Annotated in this window: 7 protein-coding genes; 6 read left to right on the forward strand and 1 reads right to left on the reverse strand. The window is 75.4% G+C overall.

What is annotated here, in order from left to right; all coding sequences use genetic code 11:
- Nucleotides 1–185 precede the first annotated feature (185 nt).
- Genes KUM03_RS16295 through KUM03_RS16315 form a run of 5 tightly spaced genes read left to right on the forward strand, consistent with a single transcriptional unit; the run spans nucleotide 186 to nucleotide 14,877 of the window.
- Complete coding sequence (locus KUM03_RS16295) at nucleotides 186–2,450, forward strand: SDR family NAD(P)-dependent oxidoreductase (RefSeq protein WP_217249229.1); 2,265 nt, start codon at nucleotides 186–188, stop codon at nucleotides 2,448–2,450.
- 27 nt (nucleotides 2,451–2,477) lie between these two features.
- Nucleotides 2,478–9,698 carry a type I polyketide synthase gene (locus tag KUM03_RS16300; protein WP_217249232.1) on the forward strand — a complete coding sequence of 2,407 codons (7,221 nt, stop codon included), beginning with the start codon at nucleotides 2,478–2,480 and terminating at the stop codon, nucleotides 9,696–9,698.
- A complete protein-coding gene (locus tag KUM03_RS16305) occupies nucleotides 9,695–11,293 on the forward strand; it encodes a PfaD family polyunsaturated fatty acid/polyketide biosynthesis protein (RefSeq protein ID WP_217249234.1) in 1,599 nt (532 codons plus the stop codon). The genes KUM03_RS16300 and KUM03_RS16305 overlap by 4 nt, the downstream gene beginning before the upstream one ends.
- Nucleotides 11,290–13,056 carry an acyl-CoA dehydrogenase gene (locus tag KUM03_RS16310; protein ID WP_217249235.1) on the forward strand — a complete coding sequence of 589 codons (1,767 nt, stop codon included), beginning with the start codon at nucleotides 11,290–11,292 and terminating at the stop codon, nucleotides 13,054–13,056. Before KUM03_RS16305 ends, KUM03_RS16310 begins: the two co-directional genes overlap by 4 nt.
- A 36-nt stretch (nucleotides 13,057–13,092) precedes the next feature.
- Nucleotides 13,093–14,877 carry an acyl-CoA dehydrogenase gene (locus KUM03_RS16315; protein WP_217249236.1) on the forward strand — a complete coding sequence of 595 codons (1,785 nt, stop codon included), beginning with the start codon at nucleotides 13,093–13,095 and terminating at the stop codon, nucleotides 14,875–14,877.
- Nucleotides 14,878–14,953: 76 nt separating this feature from the next.
- Here KUM03_RS16315 and KUM03_RS39025 read toward each other — a convergent pair whose 3' ends face one another.
- Nucleotides 14,954–16,561, reverse strand: coding sequence for a PDR/VanB family oxidoreductase (locus KUM03_RS39025; protein ID WP_308406332.1), 1,608 nt, complete (start codon nucleotides 16,559–16,561; stop codon nucleotides 14,954–14,956).
- A gap of 375 nt (nucleotides 16,562–16,936) precedes the next feature.
- Between KUM03_RS39025 and KUM03_RS16325 the strand changes: the two genes are divergently transcribed.
- The gene (locus KUM03_RS16325) at nucleotides 16,937–17,560 is read left to right on the forward strand and encodes an RNA polymerase sigma factor (protein WP_217249238.1); all 624 of its coding nucleotides are present in this window, start codon (nucleotides 16,937–16,939) and stop codon (nucleotides 17,558–17,560) included.
- Nucleotides 17,561–17,564 lie beyond the last annotated feature (4 nt).

Here is a 17,564-nt window from a genome sequence, read left to right on the forward strand (position 1 = left end):
CGCTTCCCCGGCTCCGCCGACGCCGCACCCGAACAACTCGCCGAACTACGCACCCTCGACGACATCATCACCTTCATCACCGACGCCGCCGGCACCACGACACCGGAGGTGGTGGCCGCCCCAAAAGCCTGACGCCCGGCCTCGGACGCTTCCACGCCGCGCTGACCGCCGTACCGGAGGCGGACGTGCTGCCCGGCGCCTACCGGGCCGATCCGGTGGCGCTGCTGGCGGGGGCGGGCGAGCTGCTCGAACCGCTGGCCGGGGCGCTGCGGGCGCGGGGCTGGACCGTGCACACGGGCCGGGAGGTGCCCGAGGGCGCCGAGCGTCTGGACCTGGTCGTCGACTGTGTCGAGGCCGACGGGCACGAGGCGCAGCTCGCCGCGCTGCGGGAGACGCTGCTGCTGGCCGGGCGGACCCAGCCGCTGCTGGAGCGGGCCGCCGAGGAGGGCCGCGCCGCGTTCGTCGCCGTGACCCGGCTGGACGGCCGGCTTGGCCTGTCGGGCACGGCGGGTGTGGAGCGGGCCGCGCTCGGGGGTGTCACCGGGCTGGTGAAGACCCTCGCGATCGAGGCTCCGGCGCTGTTCTGCCGGGTGCTGGACCTGGCGCCGGAGCTGACGGGCGAACGCTGCGCGGAGGCGCTCCTGACGGAGCTGTACGACGCCGAGCGGGCGCTGACCGAGGTCGGGCGCACGGCGGACGGGGCGCGTGTGACGGTGACCCTGGCCGACGGGACCGATCCGTCGCTGCCGGGCGAGCCGGGCGCCGCCGAACCCGGCGCGGACGACCTGCTGGTGGTGACCGGCGGTGCCCGCGGCGTCACGGCGTCCTGTGTGCTGGGACTCGCCCGGCGCCACCGCACGGGCCTGCTGCTGCTGGGCCGTACCCCGCTCGCCGAGGAGCCCGCGTGGGCGGCCGGCGTGGCGGAGGCCGGCCTGCGTGCCGCCGCGGCGGCCGAGCTGAAGCGGTCCGGCGCCAAGCCGTCGCCGCGGGCCGTGGAGGCGATGGCCCGCGAGGTGACCGGCGTCCGCGAGATCCGCGGCACCCTGGCGGACCTGCGTGCGGCCGGCTCCGAGGCCGAGTACCTGGCGGTGGACGTCAGCGACGCGGACGCCGTGCGCGAGGCCCTCGCCCCGTACCGCGCCCGGGTCACCGGTGTGGTGCACGGCGCCGGTGTGCTCGCCGACGGCCTGGTGCGGGACAAGCGGGCCGGCGACGTGGACCGGGTGCTGGCCACCAAGCTGACCGGGCTGCGCAACGTGCTCGGGGCGCTCGACGGCGACGCGGTGCGGCACGTGGTGCTGTTCTCCTCGGTCGCCGGGTTCTTCGGCAACCGCGGCCAGTCCGACTACGCGATGGCCAACGAGGCGCTCAACCGCTGGGCCTGCGCCCTGCGTGCGCGTGCGCCGCGGGCCCGGGTCACCTCGGTGAACTGGGGTGCGTGGGCGGGCGGCATGGTCACCCCGGCGCTGGAGAAGATGTTCGCCGAGCGGGGCGTGACGCTGATCCCGGTCGAGGAGGGCGTGGGCTACTTCGTGGAGCAGTTCTCCGCGGAGCACGCCGCCGACACGGTGTGCGTGGTGGGGCCGAGCGCCCCGCTCTCGGTGCGCGAGCCGGCGCCGCTGCCGCCCGACGGGCTGGTGCTGAGCCGTGACCTGGCGGCCACGGCCGCCGACGCGGTGATCGCCGACCACGCGATCGGCGGTGTGCCCGTGCTGCCGGCCACCGCGGCGATCGGCGGCCTGCTGGGCGCGGTGCACCGGACGGTGCCCGGGGCCCGGATCACCTCGGTGCGCGGGTTCCAGGTGCACAAGGGCGTCGTCTTCGACGACGGGCGGCCGGACCGGCTGGAGCTGACGGTGCGCCAGGACGGTGCGGAGCCCGCGGCGTACGACGTGTCGGTGCGGGACGGCGCCGGGCGGCCCCGCTACCGGGCGCTGCTGGTGGCCGGGCCGGCTCCGGCGCCCGCGCGGGTGACCGGCCTGCCGCGCGGCGAGGGCGAGGCCCCGGTGCCGTACTACGAGGACGGGACGCTGTTCCACGGTCCGGCCCTGCGCGGCATCACCGGGGTCCTCGACGCGGGCCGCCGGCTGGTGCTGGCCGCCCGGCTGGCCGACCCCGGCATCGCCCGGGGGGCGTGGCGGGCGCCCGGCTACAGCCCCGTGCTGTCCGACCTGCTGCTGCAGGCCGTGCTGGTGTGGGCGCGTCTGCACCGCGGCGAGGCGGTGCTGCCGACCGCCGTGGGCGAGGCCGAACTCCTCGCGCCGCTGCCCGAGGGCGAGCCGTTCCGGCTGGTCGTCGACGCGGTGGCCGAGACGGCGAGCGGCATCCGCTGCACGGTCACGGCCTGTACGCCCGACGGGCGGGTGCTGCAGCGGCTGCGCGAGGTCGAGGCGGTGCCGAGCCCGTCACTGGCGGCGAAGTTCGCCGCCTCGGCGTCCGGCCGGTCCTGACGAGTCGAGTGGGAGAACTGGGAGACCATGTCCAGCACACCCCGCGGCGCCAGTCGCCGCGACGAGCCGGTGGCCATCGTCGGTATGGCCTGCCTCCTTCCCGGTGCGCACACCCCCGACGAGTTCTGGGAGGGGCTGCTCGCCGGGGAGGACCACCGCACCGAGGGCGGCCGGGAGGTCTTCGGGACCGATCCGGCCGTGCCCGGCGGGTGGGGGGACGCGGAGCACCGCGTCACCGCCACGCGCGGCGGATTCGTCCATGAGCCACCGATCGACCTGACCGGCCTGAACGTGCCCGCCGGCGAACTCTCCGCGCTGGATCGCGTGGTGCTGTGGTCCCTGCACACGGTTCGCCGGGCCCTCGCCGACGCGGGCCTGGACGGCGGCGCGGAGCAACTGGCGCGCACCGGGCTGGTGCTGGGCAACTACTCCTTTCCCACCGAGGCGTCGGTGGGCCTGTGCGCCCCGCCCGTGCGGCGGGCGGTCACCGAGGGCCTGGCGCGTGCCGGGCTGCCCGTGCCGCCCGCCGCGGGCGGCGAGCCGGAGCCCGCGGCGGAGAACCTGTGGCCGTTCGGGCAGCCGGCGACCGTGACCGCGCAGGCCCTCGGCCTGGGCGGGCCCCGGCTGGCGCTCGACGCGGCGTGCTCCTCCGCGCTGTACGGGATGGCGCTGGCCCGGGACTACCTGGCCACCGGCGCCGCCGACGTGATGGTCGCCGGGGCGGTCTGCGCCCCCGATCCGCTGCTGATCCACCTGTCCTTCTCCGACCTGCACGCCTACCCGGACAACGGGGTGAGCCAGCCCTTCGACGGCCGCTCCACGGGCATCGTCACCGGGCAGGGCGCCGGGGTGCTGGTGCTCAAGCGGCTCTCGGACGCGCTGCGGGACGGCGACCGGGTGCACGCGGTGCTGGAGTCGATCGGGCTGACCAACGACGGGGCGGGCCGGCACCTGCTGAGCCCGAACGTGCGCGGCCAGCTCGGTGCCTACCGGCAGGCGTACGCGCGTCTGGACCCGGCGTCGGTGGACTACATCGAGTGCCACGCGACCGGGACCCCGCTGGGGGACGCGACCGAACTGCGCGGCCTGAGCGAGTACTTCGGTTCGGTCGGGGCCGAGGTGCCGCTGCTGGGGTCGGTGAAGGGCAACGTCGGTCACCTGCTGACGGTCGCCGGGTTCACCAGTGTGCTCAAGACGGTGCTGGCGCTGCGGCACGGCGTCATCCCCGCGACGCCCGGCGTCGAGCGGCCGCTGCGGCCGGAGGGCGCCGGGGCGGCCGCGGACCGGCTGGTGCTGGACGCCCGTCCGTGGCCCGAGCGGGACGGTCCGCGGCGTGCCGCGGTCTCCGCGTTCGGCTTCGGCGGCACCAACGCGCACGCGGTGCTGACCGGGCCCGAGGCGCCGTCCGGGTCCCCCTCCCGCGCCGGGGCGGAGCCGCTGTCCCGTCCGGCGTCCGGCGCCGCCGACGCGCCGCCCGTGCCTCAGCCGCGACTGGCGGTGGTGGGTCTGGGGACCCGGCTCGGGCCGCTCACCGGCACCGGCGAGCTGTCCCGCGCGGCGCGGTCCGGGCGGCCGGTGCTCACCGAGCGGCCCGCGAACCGCTGGTACGGCGCCGAGCGGGTGCCGGGCGGGCCGCTGGCCGGGACCGTGGCCGAGGGCACCGACCCGGCCGGCGGCTACGTCGACGCCGTGGACGTCCATCCGCGCACCTACCGCATCCCGCCGAACGAGCTGGCCCAGGCCAACCCGCAGCACCTGGCGCTGTTCGAGGCGGCGGAGCAGGCGCTGGCGGACGCCGGGCTGGACGCGCCGCCGCCCGGCACCAAGGCGGACCAGATGCCCGAGGCCCGGGTCTCCGTGGTGGTCGCCATGGAGATGGAACCGCGCACCCACACCCACCGCGCGCGCTTCGACGTCGGCGCCCACGTCCGCGCCGAGTGCGCACGGGCCGGGGTGCGGCTGGACGAGGCGCGATTGGACCGCCTGGAGGAGGCCGTGCGCGGCGCCGTGCACGACCCGATCGGCGCCAACGAGGTCCTCAGCTACATCGGCAACGTGATGGCGAGCCGGATCTCCTCCTCCCGCAACCTGACCGGCCCGTCCTTCACGCTGGCCGCCGACGGCACCGCCGCGGTGCGGGCCCTGGAGGTGGCGCGGCTGCTGCTGCTCGACCCCACCGTGGACGCCGTACTGGTCGGCGCGGTGGACCTGGCCGCGGGGGCGGAGAACACCCGGGCGAGGGCCCGGATCGCCACCGCCCTCGGTCAGGAGATGCCGGTGCTGGGCGACGGTGCCGCCGCCGTGGTCGTCACCCGCGAGGACGCCGTGCGGGGGCGGCGCGTGTACGCCACGGTCGACGCGCTCGCCGTGCACTCCGCGCCGACCCGCGCCGACGCGGTGGCCGGGGCGGCCCGGCAGGCCCTGTCGGCCGCGGAGGCGGACGCGCGGGAGGTGGCCTACCTGGAGCTGTCGGGGGCCGTCGCGGACGCCCGCGGGCAGGAGAGTGCCGCGCTGGCACCGGTCTACCGGGCCGGCGAGGGCGACGACCCGTACGGGTGCGCGCTGGGCTCCACCACCGCGCTGGTCGGTGACACCGGGCGGGCGGCGCCGCTGGCCGCGCTGGTGTCGGCCGTTCTCGCGGTGCACCACGCGGAGTTCCCGGCCGCCCCGGCCGGGCTGCTGGACGCGTCCGGTCCCGGCCTGGAGGACTCGCGGTTCACGCTGCTCGGCGACCCGCAGCCGTGGCTCGTCCAGCGGCGCGGCGAGCGGCGGACGGCCGCGGTGAGCGTGCTCGGCGACGACGGCCCGCACGGATCGACCGCCGCTCACCTGGTGGTGCGCGGTACCGCGCCGGACGCGGCCGGGCGGCGGGCGGCGTCCTGGACGGACGGCCCCGGCGTGTGGATCCTGCCGTTCTCCGCCGACGACGGACCCTCGCTCGCCGCCGCCGCGGGCGCCCTGCGTGCCGAGATCGCGGGCCGGGGAGCCGAGGCGGTGGTGCGCCAGGTGGCGCACGCGGCCCGGACGGGCCGGCTGACCGCGGTGGCCGTCGCCGCCGACGAGGCCCGGCTGGACGCGGAACTGGCCGCCGCCGAGCGGGACCTGCCCGCGCTGGCCGACGGCGGCGGGGAGTGGAGCACGCCGTCCGGCAGCTTCTGCACCGCCCGTCCGATCGGTCCGGGCGGCCGCGTCGCCTTCGTCTACCCGGGCGCGTTCGCCACCTGTCCGGGCGCCGGGCGCGATCTGTTCCGGCTCTTCCCCGGGCTGCGCTCCGCCTTCGAGCGGGAGGCCGACCGGCCCGCCGAACGGTTCAAGCACCGCTCGCTGTACCCGCGTGCGCGGGGCCCCGTGGAGCGGCGCGCCATGATGCGGCACGAGGCCGAGCTGATCGAGGACATCCCGGTGATGCTGGCGGCGGGCACCAACTTCGCGGTGCTGCAGACCCGGCTGCTGCGGGACGTCCTCGGCCTCGCCCCGCACGGCGCGTTCGGTTACAGCCTGGGCGAGTCCAGCATGCTGTTCGCGACCGGGGTGTGGGCGGAGTCGGCGCGCGACGACGCCGCGCTGGCGGCGACGCCGCTCTTCCGCGACCGGCTGCGCGGACGCAAGGAGCAGGTCCGCGAGGCCTGGTCGCTGCCGGCGGACCTCCCGGACGCGGCGGTGTGGACGACTCGGGTGCTGCTGGCCGGCGCTGACACCGTGCGCGCGGCCATGACCGGCCTGGACCGGGTGTTCCTCACCCACGTCAACACCGAGCGGGAGACGGTGGTCGCGGGCGCGCCCGAGCAGGTCCGCGAGCTCATCGAGCGGGTGGGCTGCCAGGCGGCCAAGGCGCCCGCCAACCACGTCATGCACTGCCCCGTCGTCGATCCGGCGCTGCCCGGTCTGGCCGCGCTGAACGACTACCCGCTCGCCGACGACGTCCCGTCGCTGGAGCTGCTGTCCGCCTACGACTACGACACCGTTCCGGTCACCGACCGCACGGAGCTGGCCGGGCGGATCGCGCACACCCTGCGCTCCACGATCGACTTCGCGCGGCTGGCCCGGACCGCCCACGAGCGCGGCTACCGCTACTTCGTCGAGGTCGGCCCCGGTGCCACCTGCACCCGCTGGATCACCGAGACGCTCGGCCGGCGCGCGCACCTGGCGGTGTCGGTGGACCGGCGCGGCGCGGCCGGTGCCGCCGCCCTCGCCCAGGCCCTGGCCCGGCTGATCGCCCACGGCCTGGACGTGGACCTGGGCGTGCTCTTCCCCGCCGCCGCCGACGCCGCCGGGCGCGGGCCCGTCCTGCGGGTCGCCTGCGGGGGCGAGGCGACCGTGGAGCGGGTGGCCCGCGCGGCGGCCCCGCTGCTCGCCCCGACCGCTGACGCCGACTCCACCGAGGTGACCGCCGACATGAGCCTGGTGCCCGGCAATCCGCCGAGCGACGACGCGACCGAGGGCGCGGCGCGACCGTCCGCGCCCGTCCCGGCCTCCGAGGGGATCGTCATCGAGGGGACCCCCTTCGTCCATCTGCCCGAACCGGCCGGCGTCCCCGCCCTCGCGGGAGCCGCAGCGGCCCAGGCGGCCCCGGCCGCCCCCGTCGCCCGGGCGTCCGTGCCGGGCCCCGTGTCGCCGCTGCAGGCCATCGCGGCGAGCGTGGCGCACGCCCACCGGGCCGCGCTGCGGGCCCAGCACGCCGTGCTGGACGCCTCGCTGCGGACGCTGACGCCGTCCGGGGAGCCGGGCTACCCGACGGCGTACCGGCCGCCGGCCGGTCCGTCCGGGCCGCAGCCGCCCGAGCCGCGGCCGCCCGCGCAGGAGCCCGCGCCGGAGCCCGGCGGCGACGGCGGTCCCGTGGTCTGGGACGAGCGGGACCTGCTGGAGTTCGCGCAGGGCCGCGTCGCCCCGGTGTTCGGGCCGGCGTTCGCGGAGGTCGACACCTACCCGAGGCGCTGCCGGCTGCCGGAGCCGCCGTACCACTTCGTCACCCGGGTCACCCATGTCAAGGGCGAGACGGGGGTGTTCGAGCCGTCGGAGATCACCACCGAGTACGACGTCCCGGTGGGCGCCTGGTACGGCGTCGACGGCCTGGTGCCGTGCGCGGTGACCATCGAGGCCGGCCAGTGCGACATGCTGCTGATCAGCTATCTGGGCATCGACTTCCGCACCCGGGGCGAGCGCGTCTACCGGCTGCTGGACAGCCGGCTGGTCTTCCACGGGCCGCTGCCGCGCGAGGGGCAGACCCTGCGCTACGAGATCCGCATCGACCGGTTCGTGTGGAACGGCGACAGCCTGCTGTTCTTCTTCAACTACCGCTGCTACGCCGACGGCGAGCTGATCCTCGAACTCCTCGACGCGTGCGCCGGGTTCTTCACCCCCGCCGAACTGGAGGACTCCCTCGGTGTGGTGGAGAGCGCCGCCGACCGGGCGCGGCGCGCGGCGATGACGCCGGCCTGGTTCAAGCCGCTGGCCCGCACCGACGTCACCGCCCTGAGCGGTGCCGATCTCGCGCTGCTCGCCGAGGGTCGTCCGGGCGAGGTGTTCGGGCCGCGCTGGGACCAGCGGGCGGACGGTCTCAACCGCTCGCTCAGGCTGCCCGGCGAGATGCTGCGCATGATCGACGAGGTGACGTCGGTCGACCGCCTCGGCGGGCCGCGGGGCCTCGGGCACCTGTCGGCCGTCAAGCGGCTCGACCCCGACGGCTGGTACTTCGGGTGCCACTTCACCGGCGACCCGGTGCTGGCCGGCTCGCTCATCGCCGAGGGCGGCGTACAGCTGCTCCAGGTGTACGCGATGTACCTCGGCATGCACCTGGTCCTGCCCGACGCGGAGTTCCAGTCGGTGCCGGGCCTGGAGACCGAGGTCAAGGTGCGCGGGCAGATCACCCCGGACATGCGGCAGGTCCGCTACGAGGTGGACGTCATCGAGCTGACGATGCTGCCGCGGCCCACGGTGATCGCGGACATCACCGTGTACGACGGGGACAAGCCGATCGTGTCGATGCGCAACTTCGGCGTCCGGGTCCAGGAGAAGCCGGGCACGCCCTACCGGCCCGAGGCCGGCGGCGTCCCCGCCTTCCTCGGCCGCCGAGGCGAGCGCGGCGAGGCGGCCTTCATCAACGAGCTGCACCTCGCCCACGCCGCCAAGGGCGACCTCGGCACGGCGATGGGCACCGAGTTCGAGATCTACGCCGACCGGCGGGCGCCGTACATCCCCAACGGGGACTTCCAGTTCGTGGACCGCATCATGCGGCTCGCCGGCACCCGCGGCGACCTGTCCCCCGGCTCGACGATGGCCACCGAGTACGACTCGCCGCCGGAGGCCTGGTACTACGCGGACAACGGACCGGCGTCCATGCCGAACTGCGTCGTCATGGAGACCTCGCTGCAGGCGGCCATCCTGCTCGGCTACTACCTGGGCGCGACCCTGGCCAGTCCCGAGGAGGAGCTGTCGATCCGCAACCTCGACGGCCGGGCCGGCTTCGTCAAACAGCTGGACCTGCGCGGGAAGACGATCCGGCACGAGTCGGAGCTGCTGTCCAGCCAGGCGGTGCCCGGGGCCACCCTGCAGAACTTCCGCTACCGGCTGCTCGCCGACGACGAGGTCTTCTACGAGGGCGAGTCGCTGTTCGGCTACTTCACCGAGCAGGCCCTGTCCAACCAGGTCGGACTGGACTCCGGGCAGTACGTGCCGCCCTGGCTGGAGTCGGCCCGCGACCGGCTCGACCAGGCCGCCGTGCGGCGGCTGCCGGTGCGCGCCGACGACCGCTGGTTCGCGCCCGCCCCGGGCAGCGGGCTGCGGCTCGGCGACGGCCACCTGCGGCTGGTCGACGAGGTGACGCTGGTCGACGGCGGCGGCGAGCACGGCAAGGGCTACGTCTTCGGGCACCGCCGCATCGACCCCGACGACTGGTACTTCACCTGCCACTTCCACCGCGACCCGGTGATGCCCGGCTCCCTGGGCGTCGAGGCCGTCCTCCAGGGGCTGCAGGCCCATGTGATCGAGTCGGGCCTGGCCGACGGCATGGGCCCGGTGCGGTTCACCGTGCCGAAGGACGTGCCGATGGCCTGGAAGTACCGCGGGCAGATCCTGCGCGAGGACCGCGAGATGACCTTCGACGCGCACATCAAGGAGGTCCGGCGCACCGATGGCCGGCTGACCGTCGTCGCCGACGCCAGCGTGTGGAAGCCGGGACTGCGCATCTACGAACTGACCGACATCGCCGTGGAAGTCGTTCCCGACGAGTCCGCCGAGGAGGACCAGTGACCACCGCCCCAGCCCGGACGACCGCCCCCGCGGCCGCGCCCGTGCACACGGACCCGGCCGGGATCCACCGGGTGCTCGGCGCCCTGGAACAGCCCTGCTACATCGTCGACACCGGGCACGGCATCGGTGCCACGAACGCCGCGCCCGGCCCCGGCGGGCGGATCGTGGCCGCCGCCGGGCCGCTGCCGCCCGAGCGGCTCGGGTCCGCCGACTTCCGCGCCCGAAGCGGCGTCGCGTACGCGTACATGGGCGGTGCCATGGCCGGCGGCATCGCCTCGGAGGAGCTGGTGATCGCGCTGGCCCGGTCGGGGGTGCTGGCGTCCTTCGGGGCGGCCGGGCTGCTGCCCGAACGGATCGACCGGGCACTGGCCCGCTTCGCCGCGGAGATCCCCCACCTGCCGTACGCGGTCAACCTGATCCACAGTCCGAGCGAGGACGCCCTGGAACGCGAGGGCGTGGAGCTGCTGCTGCGGCACCGGGTGCGGTGCGTGGAGGCGTCCGCGTTCATGGACCTCACCCCGCACGTGGTGCGCTACCGCGCCGCCGGGCTCAGCCGCGCCGCCGACGGACGGGTGCACATCGGCCACCGGATCGTCGCCAAGGTCTCGCGCGCCGAGGTCGCCGAGCGGTTCATGCGCCCGGCGCCCGAGGCGATCACCGCGGACCTGGTGGCGCGCGGGCTGATCACCGCCGAGCAGGCGGAGCTGGCCCGGCGGGTGCCGATGGCCGACGACGTCACCGCCGAGGCCGACTCCGGCGGGCACACCGACCGGCGTCCGCTGACCGCCCTGTTCCCGGGGCTGCTGAGGGTGCGCGACACCGTCCAGCGGGAGACAGGGTACGGGCAGCGGATCGGGCTGGGCGCCGCGGGTGGCATCGGCACCCCGCGCGCCGCGGCCGCCGCCTTCGCGCTGGGCGCCGACTACGTCGTCGTCGGCTCCGTGCACCAGTCCTGCCTGGAGTCGGGCACCTCAGAGGCGGCGCGCCGGCTGCTGGCGGGCGCGGGGCTCGCGGACTTCGAGATGGCACCGGCGGCCGACATGTTCGAACTCGGCGTGGAGCTGCAGGTGCTGAAGAAGGGCACCCTCTTCCCGATGCGCGCCAAGAAGCTCCACGAGCTGTACAAGGCGTACGACGGCGTCGAGGCGCTGCCCGAGGACGTGCGCCGGCAGCTGGAGCAGCAGGTGTTCCGCCGGCCGCTGGACGAGGTCTGGGCGGACGTCGAGGAGTACTTCACCCGGCGCGACCCGGACCAGCTGGAACGTGCCCGGCAGTCGCCCAGGCGGCGCATGGCGCTGGTGTTCCGCTGGTACCTGGGCATGGCCTCGCGGTGGGCGGTGACCGGTGAGGGCGACCGCACCGCCGACTACCAGGTGTGGTGCGGGCCGGCCATGGGCGGCTTCAACGAGTGGGTGCGCGGCAGCTATCTCGCCGCGCTGGAGAACCGCAGGGCCGCCGACGTCGCCCACCACCTGATGCGCGGGGCGGCGTTCACCGCGCGGGTGCACCAGTTCGCCCTGAACGGGGTGCGGCTGCCGGCCGCGTGCACCGAGTACGTGCCGGTGCCGCCGGCGACGCCCGGGGAGGCACGATGAGGACCGCCGCCCCGGTGGTCGCGCCGTACGCCGCCGTCACGGAACTCGACCGGGCGCTCGGCGACCCGAGGGACGCGGACAATCCGTACGGGTTCGCCGCCATGGCCCGCCGGGACGCCGCCGAGTCGTTCCCGCGGGAGCTGGCCGACCGGGTCGGGCCCTGGCTGCGGACGGCGTTCGTGCCGGCCGGCCAGGGCGGTGACCTGGTCTCCCTGGACCACACGCTGATGCTGGTGCGGGCGGCGGCCCGCCGGGACGCGGCGGTGATGCCGGCGACGATGTTCAGCATCACCGCGGCGGTCTGTGTGCTCGCCGCCGGCTCGGCCGAGCAGCGGGAGCGGGTGGTGCGGCTGCTGCGCGAGGGCGGGTCGGTCGGGTTCGCGCTGTCCGAGGCGGAGCACGGCGGCGACCTGCTGGCCAACTCCTGCGCGGCCGCGCCCGACGCCGGCCAGGACGGCGGTTACCTGCTGGACGGCGAGAAGTGGCTGGTGGGGCTCGGCGAGCGTTGCCGGGCGCTGCTGGTGGTGGCCCGCACCGGGCGGCGCGGGCCGGGCGCGTTCTCGGCACTGCTGCTGGAGGGCAGCGAAGTGGACAAGGCGCGCTCGGGGCTGCGGCAGCGGCCGGCCGGGATGCGCGGCATCGACTTCGCCGGGTTCCGGTTCGACGGGCTGCCGGTGCGCTCGGACGCGCTGGTCGGGCTGCCCGGTCGCGGCCTGGAGATCGCGATGAAGGCCATGCAGGTGGTGCGCACCATGAGCACCGGGTGCAGCCTGGCCTGCGCGGACACCGGGCTCCGGCTGGCCTGGGACTTCGCCCGCGAACGGCGGGTGGGCGGGCGCCGGGCGAGCGAACTGCCGTATCCGCGGCGGGAGCTGGCGACGGCCGCCGCGCTGGTGCTGGCCGCCGACGTCGCGGCGCTGACGGCCGCGCGGGGCGTGCACGCGCTGCCCGCGGCGCAGTGCCTGTGGTCGAGCGTGGCGAAGAAGACGGCCACCGACTTCGCCGACGAGGTCTTCGCCCGCTGCGCGGACGTCCTCGGTACACAGGGCGTGCTGCGGGAGGGACCGTACGCGGCCTTCGACACCGCCCGCCGGGACAACGCCGTGGTCCGGTACATCGACACCAGCCCGGTGGCGAACATCCGGCTGGTGGCGGCGCAGCTGGCCCGGCTCGCCGGGGCGGCCGGCGAGCCGTCCGGCGGGAGTGGCGGCGAGGAGGCCCTCGGCCCGGTCTTCGACCTCGGCGCCGAGTTGCCCGAGGCGGACTGGGACCGGCTCCAGCTGTCGGACCGGGGCGGGGACCCGGTGCTGTCCCGGCTGCCGGCGGTGGCGGCGGCGGTGCGGCACGCGGTGACCGAGGGTGCCGCGGCGCCGGTCGCCGACGCCGCCCGGATCGTCGCCCGCACCCGGCAGCTGGAATGCGCGGTCAACGGGCTGCTGCACGACGTGGCCTGGCGGCTGCGGGCCGGCCAGGAGGCGGGCGGCGGCCCGCCGGAGCTCGGCGACCTCGCGGAGCGGCTGTGCCTGCTGCACACCGCGGCGAGCTGTGTGCACCTGTGGTGGGCCTGCCGGGACCGCTCGCTGCTCGGGCTGCCGCCCGGCGACCCGGGGTGGCTGAGCCCCGTGCTCACGGCCGTGCTGGACCGGGCGGGCGGGCGCGTCGCCCCGCTGCCCGATCCGGAGGCACGCCAGCTGATGGACGTCGTGACCCCCTTGTACGAGGAGAACCGCATGTTCTCCTGCACCGCCCCCCACCTGGCCTGAGAGACCGCGCGCACGACGCAGGGAAGGAACCGCACCGTGACAGTCGACGACCTCGTCGCCCTGGCGGAAGGGCTGGAGGGCCACCTCGGGGACCCGCACGACGACAGCGCCCGCATGCCGTTCTCGAAGGTGCTCGCCTTCGACGAGCGGGAGGAGTTCCCCTACGAGCTGACCGATCTCCTCCAGGCGTGGGGCGTCCACGAGTACTGCCTGCCCGAACGGTGGGGCGGGCGCGCCGGTGACGTGGAGGCGGGGTTCAACCTGGTGCGCCTGGTGGCCCGCCGGGACCCGACCACCGCGACCGCGCTGATGATCACCAATGTGGCGTTCATGCCGCACTGGATCGCCGCCGGCGACGAGCAGGGCCGGGCCGCCGTGCACGACGTCCGGCACGGCGCCCGGATGGCCTGGGGGCTGTCCGAGCGGGGACACGGCAGCGACGTGCTGGCCAACGAGATGCGCGCCGAGCGGGTGCCCGGCGGCTGGCGGCTCACCGGCGAGAAGTACCTCATCGGCAACGCCACGATCGCCGACGTGATCAGCGTCCAGGCCCGCACGAACGAACGCGGCGGGCCGGGCGGCTGGTCCGTCCTCGCGCTGGACCGGCGCCGGTGCCCGGCCGGCACCGTCGCGGCCCTGCCCAACGAGCGCCTGCACGGGCTGCGGGCGCTGGACATGAGCGGCATCCGGGTCGACGGCGTGTTCGTGCCCGAGGACGCCCTGGTGGGGGCCGAGGGGCAGGGGCTGGAGCTGGCGCTGAAGAGCGCACAGGTGGCCCGGGTGGTCATCGGCTCCATCGCCCTCGGGGCGGTGGACACCGCGCTGCGGCTGACGATGGACTTCGCCGAGCAGCGGGAGATCTTCGGGCAGAAGGTCGCCGACATCCCCTACTCCCGGCGCCAGCTGGCCGAGTGCTTCGCCGACCTGATGGTGGCGGACGCGGTGTGCAGCGGTGCGGTGCGCGCCCTGCAGAGCAACCCCGAGCAGGCCAGCGTGTACTCCTCGGTGGTGAAGTACTTCGTGCCCACGCTGCTGGAGCGCACCATGGGGCAGTTGTCGGTGCTGCTGGGTGCGCGCCTGTACCTGCGCGACCATCCGCACTTCGGCGTCTACCAGAAGATGCTGCGCGACCTGGCGGCGGTCTCCTTCGTGGACGGCAACACCGTGGTGAACCTGAAGAACATCGCGGCCCAGCTGGACGGCCTGCTGGGCACGGCGCAGGAGGCCGGTGACGGGCTGCGGGCCGAGGCGGTGGAGCGGATCGGCACCATGTTCGACCTGGGCGCCGGGCTGCCGGTGTGGCGCCCGGAGCGGCAGCTGCTGGTCAGCCGGGGCCGGGACGACGTCCTGCTGGCCCTGCCGGACGCCCTGGAGCGGCTGCGGGACCTGGCGGAGCGTCAGCGGGACGGTACGGAGCGGGAGTTGTTCCACCGGGCCGCGGAAGCCGGTGACCGGCTGCTCAAGGAGCTCGACCGGCTGCGCGGCGAGGCGGCCCGGCTGCGGCAGGACGTGGGCCGCGGGTACGCCGGCACCGCCGAGCAGTTCCGCCTGGCCGAGCAGTACTGCGCCCTGCACGCGGGGGCGGCGGCGATCCATCTGGCGGTGCGCTCGCGGGACCGGCTGGGCGAGGGGTTTCCCGACGCGGCGGTGCTGCTGCTGTGCCTGGAGCGGGTGTGGCGGCAGTTCCGCCCGACGGAGACGGTGACGGACGCGGCCGTGGTCGACCGGGTGATGCGGGTGCTGCGCGATCTGCACGGCCGGGCGCGGCTGTTCTCGCACTGGCCGGTCCGGTTGCGGGCCTCGGCCGACTGGACGGCGTGAGTCCGACTCCGTACGGACGGGCGGGACGGCGGCGGTCCGAAGGCGCGCCTCGGCGGCCTCCGGACCGCCGCCCCGCTCAGAGGTCCACCACCAGCCGCCGGCCGCGCGCCCGTGACACGCACGGATAGACGACGTCGGTGCGGCCGCGTTCCGCGGGGGAGAGCACGTCGTCGCGGTGGTCGGGGGTTCCATCGAGGACCCGCAGTTCGCAGGAGCCGCACAGGCCGTCCTCGCAGGAGGCGGCGAGCTGGGGCGCGGACTCGCGCAGCGCCTCCAGGGCCGACCGGCCGGCGGCCACGTGGACCACCTCGCCGGTACTGCTCAGCTCGATCTCGAAGGGCTGGTCGGCGGCGGGCGAGGCCGGCCGGGCGCTCGGGGTGAACCGCTCCAGGTGCAGGGTGCCCTGCGGGCAGGCGCGGTCCATGAGTTCCTCCACGGTCCGCATCATGCCGTCCGGGCCGCAGCAGTGGACGGCCGTGCCCGCCGGGGTGGTGGACAGCAGGGCCGTGAGGTCGGGGCGCTCGGACTCGTCGCGGGCGCACACGAGCACCCGGTCGGTCCCGTACCGTTCCAGGCGGGTGAGGAACGCCATGCCGGCCCGGCGGCGTCCGACGTAGACCAGGCGCCAGTCGGCGCCGCGCCGCTCGGCCTCCTCGATCATCGGCAGGAACGGCACCACGCCGATGCCGCCCGCGACGAACAGGTACCGCTCTGCGTCGGCCAGCGGGAAGTGGTTGCGCGGTCCGCGGACGGCGATGCGGTCGCCGGCGCCGAGCCCGTGCACCTCCAGCGAGCCGCCCCGGCCCTCGGGCTCCTTCAGCACCGCCACCCGGTAGCAGGAGCGGTCGTCCGGGTCGCCGTACAGGGAGTACTGCCGGACCAGGCCGGAGGGCAGCACCAGGTCGATGTGCGCGCCGGCCGTCCACGGCGCGACCGGCTCGTCCGAGGCGGGCACCAACCGCAGTCCGACGACGTCCTCGGCGAGGCGGTCGATCCCCGCCACGGTCACCGGCGTGTCCGCGGCGGGGGCACCGGCGGTGGAGGCCCTGCCCCGGGCGCCGGCCGCCGCGTGGCGCCGCCCCCGGGGGGTGCGGCCCCACGGCTTGTACACCGACAGCAGGGACAGGAAGACCAGCAGGGCGAACACCGGCGGAACGGTCCAGGCCAGCACGGTGGCCTCGGGGCCGGGCCGGTAGGTGCCGCCCTCGGCCTCGCCGGCGCGCTCCGCGGCGGTCAGCACCAGCGGGTGGGTGTAGACCCAGGCGAACACCGCGATGGACAGGGCGAGGACCCACTTGACCAGCACCCACCAGTGGCGCAGCAGCCCCCAGGGGGTGCCGTGGCCGAGCAGGACGCCGGTGACTCCGCTGACGAGGCTGACGACGGACACCGTTGTCTCGTCGAAGATGTACATCGCGTAGTACGCGCCTTCGGCGATGCCCGGGTCGGAGGTGAGGTAGCCGATCAGGGCGAGGGTGGCCATCGACATCGACAGGCCCATCCAGCCGACCGACGAGGTGATGTGCAGCGCGAGCGTCAGCTTCCGCCCCCGTGCGCTGAGGCGGAACTCCCCCCGCCGTCCGCGCCGCTTCCGCTTCCCGCCGCCCGGTTCCTCCTCGGGCCGGGGTGGCTCCTGACGCTGCGGCGGCCGGGTCGCCGGCCGGTCCAGTGCGGGGGTGGACACGATGACCTCACGTTCCCTTCGTGTCGGTGGGGGGTCGACGGGGCCGAGGATCACAGGCGTTGCTGGAGTTCCGACGGAAACCGGTTGACCTGTTCCGGTTTCCTTTCCTGAATCACCTGAGGAAAGGGCCGAGAAGATGGCGGACTGACAACCCGCTGACGGTCGGGCAGAAAGCTGACAGACCCTTGTCAGTTCCGTTCCCTTTCCCACAACAGTGCAGGTGGGCCGGGGTCGTTCCGCGCGAGTGCGATCTGATAAGGCGTCAGAGCCGCTTTTCGGCCAGGTCGTTTCTTTGCCCGCCCAGTGGCGCGAACCATATTGTCGCCGCCCTGGCTCAGGAACACGCACGACGCTTCCGGAAAGGAATGGCGGCCTGTGGTGGTACGTCCTGTCGACCGAGAAACCGAGCGCGATACCGAAATCCGTCGCCCCGAGCGGCGGCCCGCCGTCGGGCTGGAGCAGTTGATCGAACAGTGCCGGGCGGGAAACGTCAGGGCGTGGGAGCGGCTGATCCGGCTGTACAGCCCGGCCGTGTGGACCGTCGTGCGCTCGCACGGCCTCACCCACGCCGACTGCGAGGACGCCTACCAGCTGACCTGGCAGCGGCTGGTGGAGCACATCCACACCCTGAAGCAGCCCGGCCGGGTCTCCGCCTGGCTGGTCACGGTGGCCAAGCGGGAGGCGATCGCCCGGGCCCGGCAGTCCCGCCGGGTGGTGAGCGTCCCGGAGCCCGCCGACCTGGTGCGGGCCGCGGATCCGGAGCACGCGATGCCCGCGCCGGAGGAACGCGTCCTCGCCCGGGCGGAGGAGGAACGCCTGCAGGCCGTCGTGCGGGGCCTGCCCGACCAGCAACGGGAGCTGCTGGGCCTGCTCTTCGCCGAGCCGCCCCTCAGCTACGACCACATCTCCGAGACCCTGGGCATCGCCCGGGGGTCCATAGGTCCCACCCGGCGCCGCATACTCGCCCGCCTGCACGGCGAGCTCGTCGGGCAGGACTGAACGG

Origin of the sequence: Streptomyces sp. AC602_WCS936, from assembly GCF_019049125.1 — a bacterium.
In the GTDB taxonomy this organism is placed as follows: domain Bacteria; phylum Actinomycetota; class Actinomycetes; order Streptomycetales; family Streptomycetaceae; genus Streptomyces.

Excerpts from the sequence above, each read along its gene's own strand:
- KUM03_RS16300 (WP_217249232.1), top strand. The coding sequence starts at position 2,478 with ATGTCCAGCACACCCCGCGGCGCCAGTCGCCGCGACGAGCCGGTGGCC.
- KUM03_RS16310 (WP_217249235.1), top strand. The coding sequence starts at position 11,290 with ATGAGGACCGCCGCCCCGGTGGTCGCGCCGTACGCCGCCGTCACGGAA.